This window comes from Amycolatopsis coloradensis, assembly GCF_001953865.1.
GTDB lineage: Bacteria > Actinomycetota > Actinomycetes > Mycobacteriales > Pseudonocardiaceae > Amycolatopsis > Amycolatopsis coloradensis.
Window position 1 is genome coordinate 67,670 of the sequence record NZ_MQUQ01000015.1, and the last position, 16,171, is coordinate 83,840.

Annotated in this window: 16 protein-coding genes; 7 read left to right on the forward strand and 9 right to left on the reverse strand. The window is 67.0% G+C overall.

Annotated features, from left to right (window positions below):
- The first annotated feature begins 115 nt into the window (after positions 1–115).
- Both BS329_RS25810 and BS329_RS25815 read left to right on the forward strand, forming a co-directional pair.
- The gene (locus tag BS329_RS25810) at positions 116–1,435 is read left to right on the forward strand and encodes an aminotransferase-like domain-containing protein (RefSeq protein ID WP_076164406.1); all 1,320 of its coding nucleotides are present in this window, start codon (positions 116–118) and stop codon (positions 1,433–1,435) included.
- 37 nt (positions 1,436–1,472) lie between these two features.
- Positions 1,473–2,423: a D-alanine--D-alanine ligase family protein gene (locus BS329_RS25815; RefSeq protein WP_076163852.1), complete on the forward strand. Its 951-nt coding sequence runs from the start codon at positions 1,473–1,475 to the stop codon at positions 2,421–2,423.
- 137 nt (positions 2,424–2,560) lie between these two features.
- On the opposite strand, the gene BS329_RS25825 is transcribed toward BS329_RS25815, so the two are convergent.
- The 9 genes from BS329_RS25825 to rpmH form a co-directional block, all read right to left on the reverse strand.
- Positions 2,561–3,082 (reverse strand): HAD family hydrolase, encoded by a 522-nt coding sequence (locus BS329_RS25825; protein ID WP_244197295.1) that lies wholly within the window; start codon positions 3,080–3,082, stop codon positions 2,561–2,563.
- A 173-nt stretch (positions 3,083–3,255) separates the two neighbouring features.
- On the reverse strand, positions 3,256–4,272 hold the full coding sequence (locus tag BS329_RS25830; RefSeq protein ID WP_076163854.1) for a ParB/RepB/Spo0J family partition protein: 1,017 nt from the start codon (positions 4,270–4,272) through the stop codon (positions 3,256–3,258).
- On the reverse strand, positions 4,269–5,198 hold the full coding sequence (locus BS329_RS25835) for a ParA family protein (protein ID WP_076163855.1): 930 nt from the start codon (positions 5,196–5,198) through the stop codon (positions 4,269–4,271). The genes BS329_RS25830 and BS329_RS25835 overlap by 4 nt, the downstream gene beginning before the upstream one ends.
- Positions 5,199–5,262: 64 nt before the next feature.
- A complete protein-coding gene (rsmG, locus tag BS329_RS25840) occupies positions 5,263–5,934 on the reverse strand; it encodes a 16S rRNA (guanine(527)-N(7))-methyltransferase RsmG (RefSeq protein ID WP_076163856.1) in 672 nt (223 codons plus the stop codon).
- A gap of 222 nt (positions 5,935–6,156) precedes the next feature.
- Complete coding sequence (locus tag BS329_RS25845) at positions 6,157–6,714, reverse strand: Jag family protein (protein WP_076163857.1); 558 nt, start codon at positions 6,712–6,714, stop codon at positions 6,157–6,159.
- A gap of 30 nt (positions 6,715–6,744) precedes the next feature.
- Complete coding sequence (yidC, locus tag BS329_RS25850) at positions 6,745–7,854, reverse strand: membrane protein insertase YidC (protein WP_076163858.1); 1,110 nt, start codon at positions 7,852–7,854, stop codon at positions 6,745–6,747.
- 4 nt (positions 7,855–7,858) lie between these two features.
- Positions 7,859–8,164: a membrane protein insertion efficiency factor YidD gene (yidD, locus tag BS329_RS25855; RefSeq protein WP_076163859.1), complete on the reverse strand. Its 306-nt coding sequence runs from the start codon at positions 8,162–8,164 to the stop codon at positions 7,859–7,861.
- Positions 8,165–8,168: 4 nt separating this feature from the next.
- Positions 8,169–8,588 carry a ribonuclease P protein component gene (gene rnpA, locus BS329_RS25860; RefSeq protein ID WP_076163860.1) on the reverse strand — a complete coding sequence of 140 codons (420 nt, stop codon included), beginning with the start codon at positions 8,586–8,588 and terminating at the stop codon, positions 8,169–8,171.
- Between the two features lie 23 nt (positions 8,589–8,611).
- Positions 8,612–8,755 (reverse strand): 50S ribosomal protein L34, encoded by a 144-nt coding sequence (rpmH, locus tag BS329_RS25865; protein WP_005154511.1) that lies wholly within the window; start codon positions 8,753–8,755, stop codon positions 8,612–8,614.
- A 604-nt stretch (positions 8,756–9,359) separates the two neighbouring features.
- Here rpmH and dnaA point away from each other — a divergent pair.
- From dnaA to BS329_RS25890, 5 genes are all read left to right on the forward strand, one after another.
- On the forward strand, positions 9,360–11,000 hold the full coding sequence (gene dnaA / locus BS329_RS25870; RefSeq protein ID WP_076163861.1) for a chromosomal replication initiator protein DnaA: 1,641 nt from the start codon (positions 9,360–9,362) through the stop codon (positions 10,998–11,000).
- A gap of 1,094 nt (positions 11,001–12,094) precedes the next feature.
- Positions 12,095–13,228: a DNA polymerase III subunit beta gene (dnaN, locus tag BS329_RS25875; protein ID WP_076163862.1), complete on the forward strand. Its 1,134-nt coding sequence runs from the start codon at positions 12,095–12,097 to the stop codon at positions 13,226–13,228.
- Between the two features lie 37 nt (positions 13,229–13,265).
- Positions 13,266–14,156, forward strand: a complete 891-nt coding sequence (gnd, locus tag BS329_RS25880; protein WP_076163863.1) for a phosphogluconate dehydrogenase (NAD(+)-dependent, decarboxylating) — start codon at positions 13,266–13,268, stop codon at positions 14,154–14,156.
- Between the two features lie 11 nt (positions 14,157–14,167).
- Positions 14,168–15,322 (forward strand): DNA replication/repair protein RecF, encoded by a 1,155-nt coding sequence (gene recF, locus BS329_RS25885; protein ID WP_076163864.1) that lies wholly within the window; start codon positions 14,168–14,170, stop codon positions 15,320–15,322.
- A gap of 109 nt (positions 15,323–15,431) precedes the next feature.
- Positions 15,432–16,088, forward strand: a complete 657-nt coding sequence (locus tag BS329_RS25890; RefSeq protein WP_425266375.1) for a DciA family protein — start codon at positions 15,432–15,434, stop codon at positions 16,086–16,088.
- The last annotated feature ends 83 nt before the right edge of the window (positions 16,089–16,171 follow it).

The window sequence follows — 16,171 nt, forward strand, 5'->3', positions numbered from 1 at the left end:
GGCCGATGTGATGAACACCGGAAGGCCAGGGCCCCTCAAGGGAGGGTGGTTACACTCGATGGAACTACCAGTCGGTAGCCACTATGTCCACTTCGAAGCACGGGTGAAGCGCCTGATGACCGAGAATCGCCCTGTCCGGCCGCAGACCGGCCGTCACAACCTCGACCCGCATCTCGACCGCTACGCCGCGCGTACGGCCGGAATGACTGCTTCCGAGATCAGGGCGTTGTTCGCGGTAGCCAGTCGCCCCGAGGTGGTTTCGCTCGCCGGCGGGATGCCGAACCTCGCCGCGCTCCCGCTCGACACGTTGTCCGCGCAGGTCGGCGAGCTCATCGCGCAAGAGGGCCTGGTCGCGCTCCAGTACGGTTCCGCGCACGGCGTCCCGGCGCTGCGCGAGCAGATCTGCGAGATCATGGCGCTCGAGGGCATCAAGGCCCACCCGGACGACGTCGTCGTGACGGTCGGCTCCCAGATGGGGCTCGACATGGTCACCCGGCTGTTCTGCGATCCCGGCGACGTCATCATCGCCGAGGGTCCGTCCTACGTCGGCGCGCTCGGTTCCTTCGCCGCGTACCAGGCGAACGTCGTCCACGTCGCGATGGACGACCACGGCCTGGTCCCCGAGGGATTGCGTGCCGCGCTCGCGGAGACCAAGAAGGCGGGCCAGCGGGTCAAGTTCCTCTACACGATCCCGAACTTCCACAACCCAGGCGGCGTCACGCTGGCCGTCGAGCGCCGTGCGGAGATCGTCGAGATCTGCCGCGAACACGACATCCTCATCGTCGAAGACAATCCGTATGGTCTGCTCGGCTTCGGCGGACAGACGTACCCGGCGCTCCGCTCGATCGACCCCGACAACGTCGTCTACCTGGGCTCCTTCTCGAAAACCTTCGCCTCCGGGCTGCGAGTCGGCTGGGTGCTCGCGCCGCACGCCGTCCGGGAGAAACTCGTACTCGCGGCCGAGTCCGCGACACTTTGCCCGCCGACGCTTAACCAGTTGATCGTGTCGCGATACCTCGCGACTCATGACTGGATGGGTCAGATCAAAACCTTCCGCGAGAACTACCGAGAGCGCCGGGACGCGCTCCTGTCCGCGCTCGAACAGCACATGCCTGCCGGGTGCAGCTGGACCAAACCCGACGGCGGTTTCTACGTCTGGATGACCGTCCCCGAAGGCGTGGACACGAAGGCGATGCTGCCGAGGGCCGTCACCGCCCGGGTCGCGTACGCCTCCGGAACCGGTTTCTACGCCGACGGCTTTGGCAGCAGACAGCTACGCCTTTCCTACTGTTATCCGACACCCGAGCGGATCCGCGAAGGCGTCCGGCGGCTCGCCGCGGTGCTCGAGTCCGAAATGGACCTCGCGCGTACCTTCGGTAACGTGAGCCCACGCTCGATCTCGGGGCCGCAGAACCCCTCTCCGGACACGGTCTGATCGACCGGACGTCCCCATAGACACAAAGGAGTCCTCGGTGGACGACCGCACCGTTGCCGTACTCGCAGGCGGACTTTCCCACGAACGCGATGTCTCTCTTCGCTCCGGGCGGCGGCTCTCGGTCGCGCTGCGGGCCGAGGGTCTCATCGTCGAGGAGTGGGACACCGACGCGGGCCTGTTCGAACGTCTTCGTACCCAGCGCCCCGACGCCGCCATCATCGCCCTTCACGGTGGCGAGGGGGAGAACGGCGCGGTGCAGACGGTGCTGGAGATGCTCGACGTGCCCTACGTCGGCACCAGCTCGCAGGGCTGCCGACGCGCGTGGGACAAGCCGACGGCCAAGGCGCTGGTCGCCAATGCGGGCTTCACCACGCCGGACTGGGTCGTGTTGCCGCACAGCACCTTCCGTGAACTCGGCGCGCAGGCCGTCCTGGACGCGATGGTCGAGACACTGGGCCTGCCCCTGATCCTCAAGCCCGACCAGGGTGGTTCGGCATTGGGCGCCCAGGTCGTCAAGGAGGCCGCGGAGATGCCCGCCGCGATGGTCGGCTGCTTCGCCTACGGGGACACCGTCCTCGCCGAGAAGTTCGTGAGCGGTGTCGAAGTGGCCGTGACGGTCATCGAAGGCTCCGAGGGGCCCGAGGCCCTGCCCGCGGTCGAGATCGTTCCGGAGAGCGGCGTGTACGACTACACCGCTCGCTACACCGCCGGACTGACCGACTTCTTCACCCCGGCGCGGATCTCCGACGACGCCGCCAAGGCGGTCAGCGAACTGGCCGTCGCGGCGCACCGTCAGCTCGGGCTTCGCGACATCTCACGCACCGACGCCGTGATCACCGAGGACGGCACGGTCTACTTCCTCGCGGTGAACCCCTCGCCGGGCCTCACCGAGACGTCCATCGTGCCCATGGCGATCGAGGCGGGCGGCGCCACCCTCGGATCGGTCTTCGCCGACCTCGTCGGACGAGCGGTTTCCCGTAAGAGCTGACCTGAAAGCGAAGAAGGGGACTTGCCCACGCGGGCAGGTCCCCTTTGAAGTTCGCGTCGTACCAGTCGTTGGTCGTCCGGCGGAAGGCTTCCTGCTCGGCAGTGAGGCGACCTGCGCGAGCGAGCCCGTTGACGAGGTCATCGCCGAGGCCACCCACGCACCCAGGTCAGCAGATCTTCATCGCGCAAGGATCCGATCACGACATCGGCGGGAAAGTCCTGATCCTTCGGCGTGGGCACCCCGATGACAGACACCCCTGCCGCCCGCGCCGATCGGAGACCGGTCATGGAGTCTTCGAGAGCCAACGCGTCGGCAGGCTCGACGTTCAAGAGAGCACAGGCGGTCAAGTACATCACCGGGTCCGGCTTCGGCGCGGCCACCTCGTCGGCGGCCAGTTTCACGGGAAACATCGCCGAAAGCCCGCCGCGAACGAGAGCTGCTTCCAAAAGGGTTCGGGGCGAGTTGCTCGCGACGGCGACCGGAACGGCGGCGGCGGTCAGTTCGACCAACTCACGCGCGCCGGGCATCGCCTCTGCCTTCGCAGTGACGACCTCGGTCACCAACCTCAGCAACTCGTCTGCGATCTCCGCGCCGCTGTCGGGTTCGCCGAACACCTCCGCCATCGCGGACGCGGCGGCTGGCAGCGAATTGCCGATCACCAAAGCTTTTTCATCCGGTGTCCATGAGCAATCCGTCGCAGTCGAAGACCACCGCGCGCGGATTTCGACCGTCGAAGAGTCCCTTCACACTTGCCCCCAGTTCAAGCCCTCAGCGTGAGTTGACCATCAGCACTTAGCAATCGTCACCGTGACAAAACGACCTGGGGTGATCCCTAATCGGTTTCGCGTGTCTGATTTGCCCGATTTTCATCCATGAGTGCCACGATGCGTTCAAGATCGTCTACCGACCCGAATTCGAGCGTGATCCGGCCTTTGCGGCGGCCCAAGTCGACCTTCACCCGGGTGTCGAACCGGTCCGAAAGCCGGTTCGCCAGTTCCTGGAGACCTGGCGCCTGGATCGGCTTGCGGGGAGCGGGCTTCGGTTTGGCCGGCTTCTCGCTCTTCTTGAGCGTGACGGCTTCCTCGGTCGCGCGGACCGACATGCCTTCCGCGACGATTCGCGCGGCCAGCTCTTCTTGAGCGTCGGCGTCCTCGAGAGAGAGCAGTGCCCGTGCATGTCCCGCCGAAAGCACCCCGGCCGCGACCCGTCGTTGGACCGCGAGGGGGAGTTTGAGCAAGCGGATCGTGTTCGTGATGACCGGGCGGCTGCGCCCGATCCGGCCTGCCAGCTCCTCGTGCGTGACCGCGAACTCGTCGAGCAGCTGCTGATACGCCGCCGCCTCTTCGAGCGGGTTGAGCTGAACGCGATGGATGTTCTCGAGCAGCGCGTCACGCAGCATCGCCTCGTCGGCGGTCTGGCGGACGATCGCCGGGATCGCCTCCAGCTCCGCCAGCTGCGACGCGCGCAGGCGCCGCTCACCCATGACGAGTTCGTATTCGTCGGTGCCGAGCTCACGGACCACGATGGGCTGCATGAGCCCGAACTCGCGGATCGAGTGCTCCAGCTCGCTGAGCGCGTCTTCGTCGAAGACCTGCCGCGGTTGCTTCGGGTTCGGCTTGATCTGGCTGAGCGGGACCTCGCGGTAGACCGCACCGGCCACCGCTCCGCCGTGCGAATCGGCCGCGCCGTTGGCTGCGAACCAGCCCTTGTCGTCCGGCCCCGCCGGGCCGGTCGCAGGCTCGGGGGCCGCGGCGGAGCCGTTCTCGGCCGGGGCCGCAGAGCCCGGTGGCGGACCGGTGGGGATCAGGGCGGCGAGCCCGCGCCCGAGCCCCCCTCTGCGCTCGCTCATGCCGTACCGTTCCTTTCTTTCATCTCCGCTCCACGCTGGGCGATCTCCTTCGCCGCGTCCACGTAGCTCATCGCGCCCCGGGAACCCGGGTCGTACGCGAGGACCGTCTGTCCGTAGCCCGGCGCTTCGGAAACCTTCACGCTGCGCGGGATCACCGTCTTGAGAACAGTGTCCCCAAAGTGATTCCGGACCTCGTTCGTCACTTGATCGGCCAGCTTCGTCCGGCCGTCGTACATGGTGAGCAGAATCGTGGAGACGCTGAGTTCGCGATTCAGGTGCTTCTGGACGAGCTCGATGTTGCTCAGCAGCTGCCCCAGACCTTCGAGCGCGTAGTACTCGCACTGGATCGGGATCAGCACCTCCTGCGCGGCGACCATCGCGTTGACGGTCAGCAGACCGAGCGACGGCGGGCAGTCGATGAAGACGTAGTCGACGTCGATCTCGTCGAGGATCTCGGACGAGAGCGCCTCCTTGAGCCGCATCTCGCGGGACGCCATCGACACGAGTTCGATCTCGGCACCCGCCAGGTCGATGGTCGCGGGCACGCAGTAGAGGTTCTCCGACTGCTCGCTCTGCGCGGCCGCCTCGACGAGCGTGACCTCACCGATGAGCACCTCGTAGATCGACGGCGTACCGGAGCGGTGTTCGATGTCGAGCGCCGTGCTCGCGTTGCCCTGAGGATCGAGGTCGATCACGAGCGTCTTGAGCCCGTGGACGGCCAGGGCGGCGGCGAGGTTGACCGTGCTCGTGGTCTTGCCGACGCCGCCTTTCTGGTTGGCGACCGTCAGCACGCGCCGGCGGTTCGGTCGGGGAAGTGCCCCCTTCTTGGGGTGCAGCACGCTGGCTGCCCGGACGGCCTCTTCAGCGATCGGCGTCCAGCCGATCTCGTTGCTAGAGCTCACAGGGTCGGACGGTGGGGGAGTCACCGGTCTCGAGCCTCCTCTGTATTAGACGTTGGAGTCGTTCTGCGATGTTTCACGTGGAACTGGTCTAGCTTCGCCTGCCGCGCGGCCTCAGAAGCAATCGACTTATCACGACGACCGTGCTGGGAACCTCGAGCACCTTGGTGCCGCACTCGAAGACCTCCGGCTCGCCACCGCCGGCCTTCCGGACGGCGACGCGATCGCGTTCGATTTCCTCTCCGGCGCTCGCTCCTTTGAGGGCGACCAGAGTGCCTTGGGGACGCACGAGCGGGAGACACCAGTTCGCGAGCCGGGCCAAGGGAGCGACCGCCCGGGCGGTGACGACATCCGCGCCACCGAGCTCCTCGCGTACCTGCCGCTCTTCCGCCCGCCCGCGGACGATGGTGATCGGGAGTTCCAGCTTCTCGGCAACCTCGGCCAGCCAGTCGACGCGGCGGGCCATCGGTTCGAGCAGAACGATATCGAGGTCCGGTCGGCTGATCGCGAGCGGCACACCCGGAAGCCCCGCGCCCGACCCGACGTCTACCACGCGGGCGCCGTCAGGGATCCGCTCGCCGATCACAGCGGAGTTCAAGACGTGTCGTTCCCAGAGCCGGTCGACCTCACGGGGACCGATGAGCCCGCGCTCCACGCCGTGGCGCTCCAGGAGTTCGACGTAGCCGACGGCTTGCTCGACGCGGTCTCCGAACACTTCCGACGCCGCACTCCGTACCGATGCGGCGACCCCGTCCAAGCCCACTCTTGCTCCTCAACCCTCGACGCCGTTTCACGTGAAACGCGGTTCACTGATTGTCCATGACGCTGACCGCAAAGCGGGGAGACAGACCGAAGTTGTGGACAACTCCACTCGCCTCGACGACGAGTCCCGCGTTTCACGTGAAACGCCACGCCTGTAATTCGCCCCGCCAACGAAGAAGCGGCCCGCCGGATCACCGGTGGGCCGCTTCTCTCAAGAGAACTGTCAGGCGGGGAAGATGACGACCCGGCGCTTCGGGTCCTCTCCTTCACTCTCGCTCTTGACCCCGTCGACCGCGGCGACCGCGTCGTGCACGACCTTCCGCTCGAACGGGCTCATCGGCTGGAGCCGGACCCGCTCGCCGGACGAGACCACCGTCTCGGCGGTCGAGCGGCCGAGCTCGCGAAGCTCCTCGCGACGGTCCGCGCGCCAGCCGGCGATGTCCAGCATCAGGCGGCTCCGCGAACCGGTCTCCTGCTGGACCGCCAACCGAGTCAGCTCCTGCAGCGACTCGAGCACGGTGCCGCGCGGGCCGACGAGCTTCTCCAGGTCTTCGCCACCGTCGATGCTGACGATCGCGCGGCCCGCTTCGACATCGAGGTCGATGTCACCGTCGTAGTCAAGAAGGTCGAGCAGCCGCTCGAGGTAGTCGCCGGCGATGTCGCCCTCCTTCACGAGGACGTCGTCGTCGACACCTCCCTTGCCGCCGGTCTCCGCAGCCGCGTCCTCGACCTCGGGCGCGCTGTTCTCTTCGGCGTCGATCGTGTCGATCGTCTCCGCCATTGTTGGTCTCCTCTCCAGGCCGGATCGGCGTCAGCGACGCTTCCGGCCCGATTTCTTGGTCGAGTCCGCGATGAGACCGGGCGTGTCCGCGCCGTTCTCCTTCGAGCCGTTCGTCGACGGCTCGGCTGATGCGTTCTTGTCGTCCTTCTTCTCCGCAGTGGACGAAGCGGTCTGGGCGAAGCCGTGGGGCGAACCCGCCTTCTTGACCTGACCACCGGAGGACTGCTTGTTCCTCTTCTGCTGGACCGGCTTCTGGCCGGGGCGCGGTGCGGTCGGCTTCTGGCCGGGCTTGGGGCCGAGGTTCGCGCGCTTCTCCTTCTCGGCTTCCTTGCGGGCCTCTTCTTCCTTGTCGATCTTCGTGTAGACGAGGCGCTGCTGCATCAGGGTCCAGCCGTTGTTCGCGAGCCAGTAGATGAGCAGACCGATGGGGAAGAGGGCACCGAAGATGAGGACACCGAACGGGAAGATGTACATCGTCAGTTTGTTCATCATCGCGGTCTGCGGCGTCGCCGACTCGGGGTTCTGGCGCTGGACCGAGTGACGCGCGGTGAGGTGCGTGGCGATGCTCGCGACGATCATCAGCGGGATGGCGACCGGCGCGACGTGCCAGTGGAAGCCGGTGGGCGCGTTGCCGCCACTGACCATGTCGACACCGGTGTAGATGGCGTCACCGAGGTTGACCCCGAACAGCTTCGCGTTGATGTACGACTCGACACCGCTCTGGCTGAAGAAGTAGTTCTCGGTCTTCGGCTGCCCCGGGTGCACCGGGTTGATGGTGAACATCCGCAGCACGTGGTTCAGGCCGATGAAGACCGGGATCTGAAGCAACATCGGCAGGCAGCTGCCCAGCGGGTTGACGCCATGCTCCTTCTGGAGCTTCTGCATCTCCATCGCCTGGCGCTGCCGGTCGTTCGCGTACTTCTTCTGCACCTTCTTCATTTCCGGTGCGAAGTCCTGCATCTTCTTCATCGACCGGACCTGGTTCACGAACGGCTTGAACATGATGCCGCGGACGGTGAAGGTCAGGAAGATGATCGCGAGGATCCAGGAAACCGCGTTCGCCTCGCCGAAGATCTGCCCGAAGACCCAGTGCCAACACCACAAGATGAAGGACACGGGGTAGTAGATGAAGTCGAGCACTGAGCTACTCCTCGATCGGTGTTTCAGGTCGGCGGCGGCGCCACGAGAAAACCTCGGGTACCGGGTCGCGGCCGGGCGGAGTCCACGGGCCGCAGCGCAACAGTCGCCGGACCGCGAGATAAGTGCCGCGGCCGGCGCCGTGCCGGGTCAGTGCCTCTACGGCGTACGCGCTACAGCTCGGGTAGAACCTGCACGCCGGAGGAAGGAAGGGAGAGATCGCTTTGCGATACAGCTTGACGGGCAGGAGCAGCACCCAGGCCACCGGGCCGGGGCGGGCTTCTTCGGTGGTCTCGCTTTCGGTGGCTCGCATGTCGTTACACCGCTGATCCGTTGTCGGGGGGTCGCGTCTGGCGGGACTTCCCGGTGACAGCGCTGGACACGGATGGCCCGGACAGCCCGAGACGTCGCAACGACGCGTCGAGGTCCGAGCCGAGTTCCGCGCTGGACGCGTCCGCGGCCGGAGGTAGTGCCCGTATCACCAACGAGCTTCCCGACGGCAGTGTTCCGATCCTGGCGGAAATGAGATGCCTCAACCGGCGGGTGACCCGGTGGCGGACCACCGAGTTGCCCACGGCCTTGCTCACCACAAAACCCGCCCGCGCCGCTTCGGCGGCATCGGGCGGGTCCGTGGTCAACGCATGGACGACGAGGCGGCGCCTGCCTGCCTTGGCCCCACGCCGCATCACGGCACGGAAATCCTCACTGCGCCGCAACCTCGCGGCGGCCGGCAGCACGACGTCCCTCGACGGCGGCCGGATCAGGCGGACAGTGCGCCGCGGCCCTTGCGACGGCGAGCCGCCAGGATGGCCCGGCCGGCGCGAGTCCGCATCCGAAGCCGGAACCCGTGGACCCGGGCGCGTCGGCGGTTGTTCGGCTGGAAGGTGCGCTTACCCTTGCTCACGACTTACTTCTCCTGTTTCATCGGCCGCCGGGAGCGGTTCGACCCGTTCCTGGCGTGTCGTGCTGACGCACGGCAGTCTGTGGTGTCTCCTACCAACGTGTGGCCTCGTCACGTCGAGCGACGACAACGTGGGCACGCGAAACGCCCCCGCTGTATACGGGAGACCTTACGAGGGTACGCACCCACCGCCCGGGTCCGGCAGGCACCCCCTCGGCCACCGACCGCGACGGGCCGTGGAGAGTGACCACCGCGACGCGAGGGCATCGAATGGCAACGCGCAGTACACCGTGAAATGCTTGCGCGCGAGGATGCCTTGTGGCAAAGGGCGGGGCTTGTTAGCGTGCCTCTCCCGGGTTTTCACCGAGGTGGAACGGTGCGGACGCCCGGGTGGCCTCGGGATGTGGAGGCGTCCCGCCTGCCTACGTCGATCCCGCAGGTGGCGTCGTCGCGGGCCGCCGTACATTAGTGCACAGCTGTGGACAACTATGTGGATATTTGCTGTGCGCATGAGCTGATCGGGCCATGATGGCGCCCGACCCGGTGTTTCGGAGCGCGGTGTTCCCGGGTGTCCGCGCGCACCGACGAGGGGAGGGGAGTCAGGCAGGTGTCCGATCACCAGCACAATCTTGGCGTCATCTGGGAACAGGTCGTACGCGAGCTGTCCGATGGCACCCTCTCCCCGCAGCAGCGCGCCTGGATGCGGGTGACCAGGCCGATCGGCCTGCTCGACGGCACCGCATTGCTCGCCGCCCCCAGCGACTTCGCCAAAGAAGCGATCGAGCGCGCCCTTCGCGGCGCGATCACCGAAGCCCTTTCGCGACGGCTCGGCCGCGCGGTTTCCCTCGCGGTGAAGGTCGACAGCACCGAGACGCATACCTCGATGCCGCCCTCCGCGCCTGGCCCCCGCTATGAGGCGTCACCCGGCCGGGTGGAAAACGGTTCCGGCCCGATGCCCGGTACGCCGCCGTTGCCCGATGGCGAAGGCATGTTGTCCCCGACCAGGCCCCGGCCCGAGCCGCCGAAGCCGAGGCCTCCGAGGCAGCCCAGGCAGCAGCCGGTGGACAACAGCCTGAACGACGGCGACGACAGCGACGAAGAAGTCGACGAAGAGGGCGAGGCCCTCGCCGCCGTGACCGAGATCTGGCCGACGTTCTCCGGCCAGCCGATCGCCGGCCAGCCCTACACCGCGCCCGCGCAGCCGCAGACGTCGAAGACGAAACTGAACGAGAAGTACACGTTCGACACCTTCGTGATCGGTGCGTCGAACCGCTTCGCGCACGCGGCCGCGGTCGCGGTCGCCGAAGCACCGGCGCGCGCGTACAACCCGCTGTTCATCTGGGGAGAGTCAGGACTGGGGAAGACCCACCTGCTGCACGCGGTCGGGCACTACGCCCAGCGGCTGTTCCCCGGTATGCGCGTGCGCTACGTGTCGACCGAAGAGTTCACGAACGACTTCATCAACTCGCTGCGGGACGACCGCAAGGTCGCTTTCCAGCGCCGCTACCGCGACGTCGACATCCTGCTCGTCGACGACATCCAGTTCCTGGAAGGCAAAGAAGGTACGCAGGAAGAGTTCTTCCACACCTTCAACACCCTCCACAACACGAACAAGCAGATCGTCGTCTCCTCCGACCGCCCGCCGAAGCGCCTCGAAACGCTGGAAGACCGGCTGCGCACACGGTTCGAGTGGGGCCTCATCACCGACATCCAGCCGCCCGAACTCGAAACGCGTATCGCGATCCTTCGCAAGAAGGCCGCGCAGGACAGGCTCGCGGTACCCAACGAGGTGCTGGAGTTCATCGCTTCGCGCGTCGAGGCGAACATCCGGGAACTCGAAGGCGCGCTCATCCGCGTCACCGCCTTCGCGTCACTGAACCAGCAGCCGGTCGACGTCGCGCTCGCCGAAATCGTGCTTCGCGACCTCATCCCGGATTCGCACGCGCCGGAGATCACCGCACCGACCATCATGGGCGTCACGTCGGAGTTCTTCGACGTGACGCTCGACGACCTCTGCGGGCCGGGCAAGACGAAGGCGCTCGCGACCGCGCGTCAGATCGCGATGTACCTCTGCCGCGAACTGACGGACATGTCGCTGCCGAAGATCGGGCAGACCTTCGGCGGCCGCGACCACACGACGGTCATGCACGCGGACAAGAAGATCCGCAAGGAGATGGCCGAACGACGGCGCATCTACGACCAGGTGCAGGAGCTGACGTCGCGCATCAAGCAGCGCGCAAGGCAGTAGTTTTTGATCTCGCGCTGACGGAAACGTGCCGAAGGGGCGCCGGGCCGCTTGCAACTCAGGTTGGGAGCGGAGTGCGCCCCTTCATCACGTTTCCGTGGCCTTCGGCCAAAAGAGGGCGCTCGACGGGTGAAGTCTCCGTCGGGCGCGGGGCGCCCTTGGGGAGACCCCGCAGCCACCAGCACTTTTCAGTACTTAATCCGTTAGCACACAAGAGGTTCAGGGGCTCTCACCGGCTAGGTGGGGCCCCTTCGTCGTGTCCACATAGGTCTGAAGCGTGGGTGAGACCGCGAAGAGTGGGTACGTCGGGGATATGACCGAAGGGCGCGAAGCGAGTGAAGTAGGCGTAGGTGCGCTTCGCGTTTCCCTTGTGTACAAAGGAAATCCACATGCTGTGGGTACTTTGTGCACAACTCCGGCGACGGCGAGACCAGCGGCGATCGGTTTTCCGTCCACATCGCACTCACAGGCAGTCCACAGCATTTCCACACCGTGATCCACACGCTGTCCCCAGGTTGCCCACATTCTGTGCACAAGGGTGACGCGGGCCGCTCCCATCACTCTCCCGAGCGATTCCGGTCACGAACCCCGCCCACAGCCCTGGGTACAAACCGCCCCACATCTGGGGATAACCATGGGGACAACCCGGGCCGAATGTGGATAGATCGAGCGCGGCCCGAAACCATCCACCGACGACCCGAGCTGTCCACCGTCCGTCCACACCCGGAGTCCACAGCCTCGGAGGCGTCCGGACCTGCGCGAACGAGGCTTGTCCACACAATCCACAGCACCTATTACTACTGCTGTCTTTTCTTCTTCTCTAGAAGAGAACAAAACAAAAACAGGCGGAGGACGAATCTGGGGACAGCCGGTGAGCCGTGTCGTCTTGTCGACAAAAGCAAGGGGAGGCCGAAGTGACGTGGACCCCGGGGACGGCCTAACGTGGGTCCCTGCACCTGGTCTGCGTGTCGACGTGCGTTCGCGTCCTCGCACGGACCGAACGAACCTGCGAGGCACCTGGCCATCGCGCTCTCCGGCCGCGGTGACCCGTTGAGCTTTCGAGCCGTCAGGGGCTCGGCTGTCGAAAGGAAGCGCGCATGAAGATCCGCGTCGAGCGTGACGGGCTGGCCGACGCCGTCGCGTGGGTGGCGAGAAGCCTCCCGTCGCGGCCTCCGGTCCCGGTTCTCGGCGGTGTCCTGCTCGATGCGGGATCCGACGGGACGACGGACGCACTCACCGTCTCCGGATTCGACTACGAGGTCTCCGCCACGGTCGGGGTCCCGGCCACGATCGCCGACGGCGGCCGCCTCCTGGTCTCCGGCCGCCTCCTCGCCGACATCACCAAGTCGCTGCCCGCGCAGCCGGTCGAGATCTCCGTCGACGGCGCCCGCGCGACCATCACCTGCGGCTCCGCGCGTTTCTCCCTGCCGACCATGCCGGTCGAGGACTACCCGCAGCTCCCGTCCCAGCCCGCCTTCGCCGGTGAACTGACCGGCGACGCCTTCGGCCAGGCCGTCACCCAGGTCGTCGTCGCCGCGGGCAAGGACGACACGCTCCCGATGCTGACCGGGATGCGACTTGAGATCTCCGGGTCCTCGCTGACCCTGGTCGCCACCGACCGCTTCCGGCTCGCGATGCGCGAGTTCACCTGGGAGCCCGCCGAGGGCCTGTCCGACGCCGCGGTGCTCGTCCCGGCGCGCACCCTCGCCGAGGCCGCGAAGACGCTCGGTGCCAGCGGCGCGAAGATCCGTCTCGCGCTCGCCAGCGGCGAGGGCCTTCTCGGCCTCTCAGGCTCCGGTCGATACACGACGACCCGTCTGCTCGACGCGGAGTTCCCGCCGTACCGGCAGCTGCTGCCCGCGCAGCACACATCGCGCGCGGTCATCGAGGTCTCCGCACTCGCCGAGTCGATCAAGCGTGTTTCGCTGGTCGCCGAACGTGGCACCCAGGTCCGTCTGGAGTTCAAGGACGGGTCGCTGCGGCTGTCCGCCGGTGGCGATGACGAGGGTTCGGCCGAAGAAGAGCTTCAGGTCGATTACGAAGGTGAGCCGGTGACCATCGCGTTCAACCCCGGTTACCTCGTCGACGGTCTCGGCGCGCTGAACGCGAACCGGGCCGAACTGACGTTCACCACGCCGAACCGGCCGGCGCTGATCAAGCCCGCCGACGAAGAGGGCAACGTCGTCCCCGGCTATCTGTACCTCCTGATGCCGGTTCGCCTCCCTGGCTGACCGGCCGTCATTTCTGTTCGCACCAAAGGGGATCTTCATGGCTCAGCTGGGACTCATCGGCCTCGGTAAGATGGGGTTCAACATGCGTGAGCGGCTGCGCGGCGCCGGTCACGAGGTGGTCGGCTACGACCGCAACCCGGATGTCACCGACTCCACGTCGCTCGAGGACATGGTGTCCAAATTGGACGGTCCGCGGATCGTCTGGATCATGGTGCCCGCCGGGGAACCCACCAGGCAGACCGTCGCGGAGCTCGGCAATCTGCTGTCCGAGGGCGACCTCGTGATCGACGGCGGCAACTCGAAGTACACCGACGACAAGATCAACGGCGACCTGCTCGCGGCGAAGAAGATCGGTTATCTCGACTGCGGGGTTTCCGGTGGCGTGTGGGGCAAGGACAACGGCTACGGCCTGATGGTCGGCGGAGCGGCTTCGGACGTCGAGAAGGCCATGCCGATCTTCGACGCGCTTCGCCCCGAGGGCCCGCGCGAAGAAGGCTTCTCGCACGCCGGCGCCGTCGGCTCCGGTCACTACGCGAAGATGATTCACAACGGCATCGAGTACGGCATGATGCAGGCCTTCGCCGAAGGCTTCGAGCTGCTCGAAGCCGCGAAGGTCGTCGAGAACGTGCCTGCGGTGATCAAGGGCTGGCAGCGCGGGACCGTCGTCCGCTCGTGGCTGCTCGACCTGCTCGTCCGCGCGCTCGACGAGGACCCGGAGCTGGACGACCTCGAGGGTTACGTCGAGGACTCCGGCGAAGGCCGGTGGACCCTCGAAGAGGCGATCAACAACGCGGTCCCGGCGCCGGTCATCTCGGCCGCGCTGTTCGCGCGGTTCGCCTCGCGCCAGGAGGACTCCGCCGCCATGCGTGCCGTCGCCGCGTTGCGCAACCAGTTCGGCGGACACTCGGTCAAGAAGGTCGGCGGCTAGGCGAGCGGGGTTTGTACTTAAGACATCTCCAGGTCACCGACTTCCGGTCCTGGCCACAGGCCGATCTCGCGCTCGAACCCGGCCCGACCGTCCTCGTCGGACAGAACGGCCGCGGAAAGACGAACCTCCTCGAGGCGATCGGCTACATCGCGACCCTGGGCTCGCACCGCGTCGCGACCGACGCGCCGTTGGTGCGGCACGGGTGCGAACGCGCGCTGATCAGGGTCGCGGTGGTCAACGACGACCGCGAACTGACGGTCGAGCTGGAGATCACCCCCGGCAAGGCGAACCGGGCGCGGATCAACCGCGGCGCGGTCGGCAAGCCCCGTGACGTACTCGGGATCCTGCGTACGGTGCTGTTCTCCCCGGAGGACCTGGCGCTCGTGCGCGGGGATCCCGGGGAACGTCGCCGCTTCATGGACGAACTCCTCGTGCTTCGCGCGCCTCGGTACGCCGGGGTCCGCGCCGACTACGAGAAGGTGCTGAAGCAGCGGAACGCCCTGCTCAAGACGGCGGGCAAGCGGCGTACGGGTCGCGAAGACCCGTACGCGTTGTCGACGCTCGACGTCTGGGACGACCACCTCTCGGTGGCGGGGGCGGCGTTGCTGGCGGCCCGGCTCAACCTCATCGCGGACCTCGCGCCGTACACGGCCGCCGCGTACATGGGGGTCGCGCCCGATTCGAGACCGGCGAAGATCGCTTACAAGTCGAGCCTGGGCGAAGCGATGCCGGAGGGCTACGGCGTTCCGGACGGTCCTCGCGCCGACGAAGCGGTACTCAAGGAAGTGCTGGTCGAGGCGATGGGCCGGTCGCGGAACCTCGAACTGGAGCGCGGGGTGAGCATGGTCGGCCCGCACCGGGACGAGCTGGACCTCGTCCTCGGCGAAGCACCGGCCAAGGGCTACGCGAGCCATGGGGAGTCCTGGTCGTTCGCCCTCGCATTGCGTCTGGGAAGCTACGAGCTCCTGCGTGGCGAGGCCGGGGAACCGGTGCTTCTCCTGGATGATGTGTTCGCCGAGCTGGACCGGCGTCGCCGGGCCCGGCTGGCGGAGGTGGCGGCAGGCGCCGAGCAGGTGCTGGTGACCGCCGCCGTGGACGAGGACGTACCCGCCGAACTGGCCGGGCACCGGTTCCTCGTGGCCGATGGTGAGATCCACCGAGGGTGATCCGGCGAAGCGGACACCCCGGGTGATCGGCGCCTAAGCAGTTGCCCACCGATCTGGGGACAAACCTGTGGACAGTGTGGATAACACCGTGAACGCGTTATCGCCCCGCGTGAGCAAGGGGCCTGAAAAGCGGCTTGACACCCCCCGTAAGGGCGGCAACCCGAGTGAGGGAAACCTGTTAGACACGCAGGGTGAACAGGTCCCGGTATCGAACGGCGCAACCGATACCAACGGCAAGGAGGCGACTACCGGCCGTGACCTCGCGCACGCCGCTTTGGAGGCCGCGAAGGCCAAAGCCAAGGCGCGCGGCGTCGAACCGGGCGTCCGCCGTGTCCGTGTCGCCGGCGGCGTGGCCGGTGCGAACGGGCAGAGCCCGCGACGTCGTCGCTGGTCAGGGCCGGGTGCCGACACCCGCGACCCGCAACCGCTCGGCAGGCTCGCCTCCCGGATCGCGGTCGACCGCGGCTGGAACACGCGCCTGGCCAACGGACAGGTCTTCGGCCACTGGGCCCGGCTTGTGGGTGAAGAAGTCGCCGAACACGCCCAGCCGGTGGCCTTGAAAGAGGGTGAGCTGACCGTGCGCGCCAGCTCGACGGCGTGGGCGACGCAGCTGCGCCTGCTCCAGGGTCAGTTGCTGACGAAGATCGCGGCCGGTGTCGGGCACGGCGTGGTGAAGAGGATGCGGATCCAGGGGCCGACGGCGCCGAGCTGGCGGAAAGGACCGCGGCACGTCTCGGGACGTGGTCCGCGTGACACGTACGGCTGATCTGAGTTGCACTTCGCGGCAACTGTGCCACCAGCGCCCCGAGAAGGCGCTCAGAGCGCTTCGCGAACGTCAAGACTCTTCTT

Bases quoted from the DNA above. Each gene is read 5' to 3' on its own strand.
- BS329_RS25810 (WP_076164406.1), top strand. From the start codon at position 116: ATGACCGAGAATCGCCCTGTCCGGCCGCAGACCGGCCGTCACAACCTC.
- BS329_RS25830 (WP_076163854.1), bottom strand. From the start codon at position 4,272: ATGAGCGAGCGCAGAGGGGGGCTCGGGCGCGGGCTCGCCGCCCTGATC.
- BS329_RS25845 (WP_076163857.1), bottom strand. From the start codon at position 6,714: ATGGCGGAGACGATCGACACGATCGACGCCGAAGAGAACAGCGCGCCC.
- yidD (WP_076163859.1), bottom strand. From the start codon at position 8,164: ATGCGAGCCACCGAAAGCGAGACCACCGAAGAAGCCCGCCCCGGCCCG.
- dnaN (WP_076163862.1), top strand. From the start codon at position 12,095: ATGAAGATCCGCGTCGAGCGTGACGGGCTGGCCGACGCCGTCGCGTGG.
- gnd (WP_076163863.1), top strand. From the start codon at position 13,266: ATGGCTCAGCTGGGACTCATCGGCCTCGGTAAGATGGGGTTCAACATG.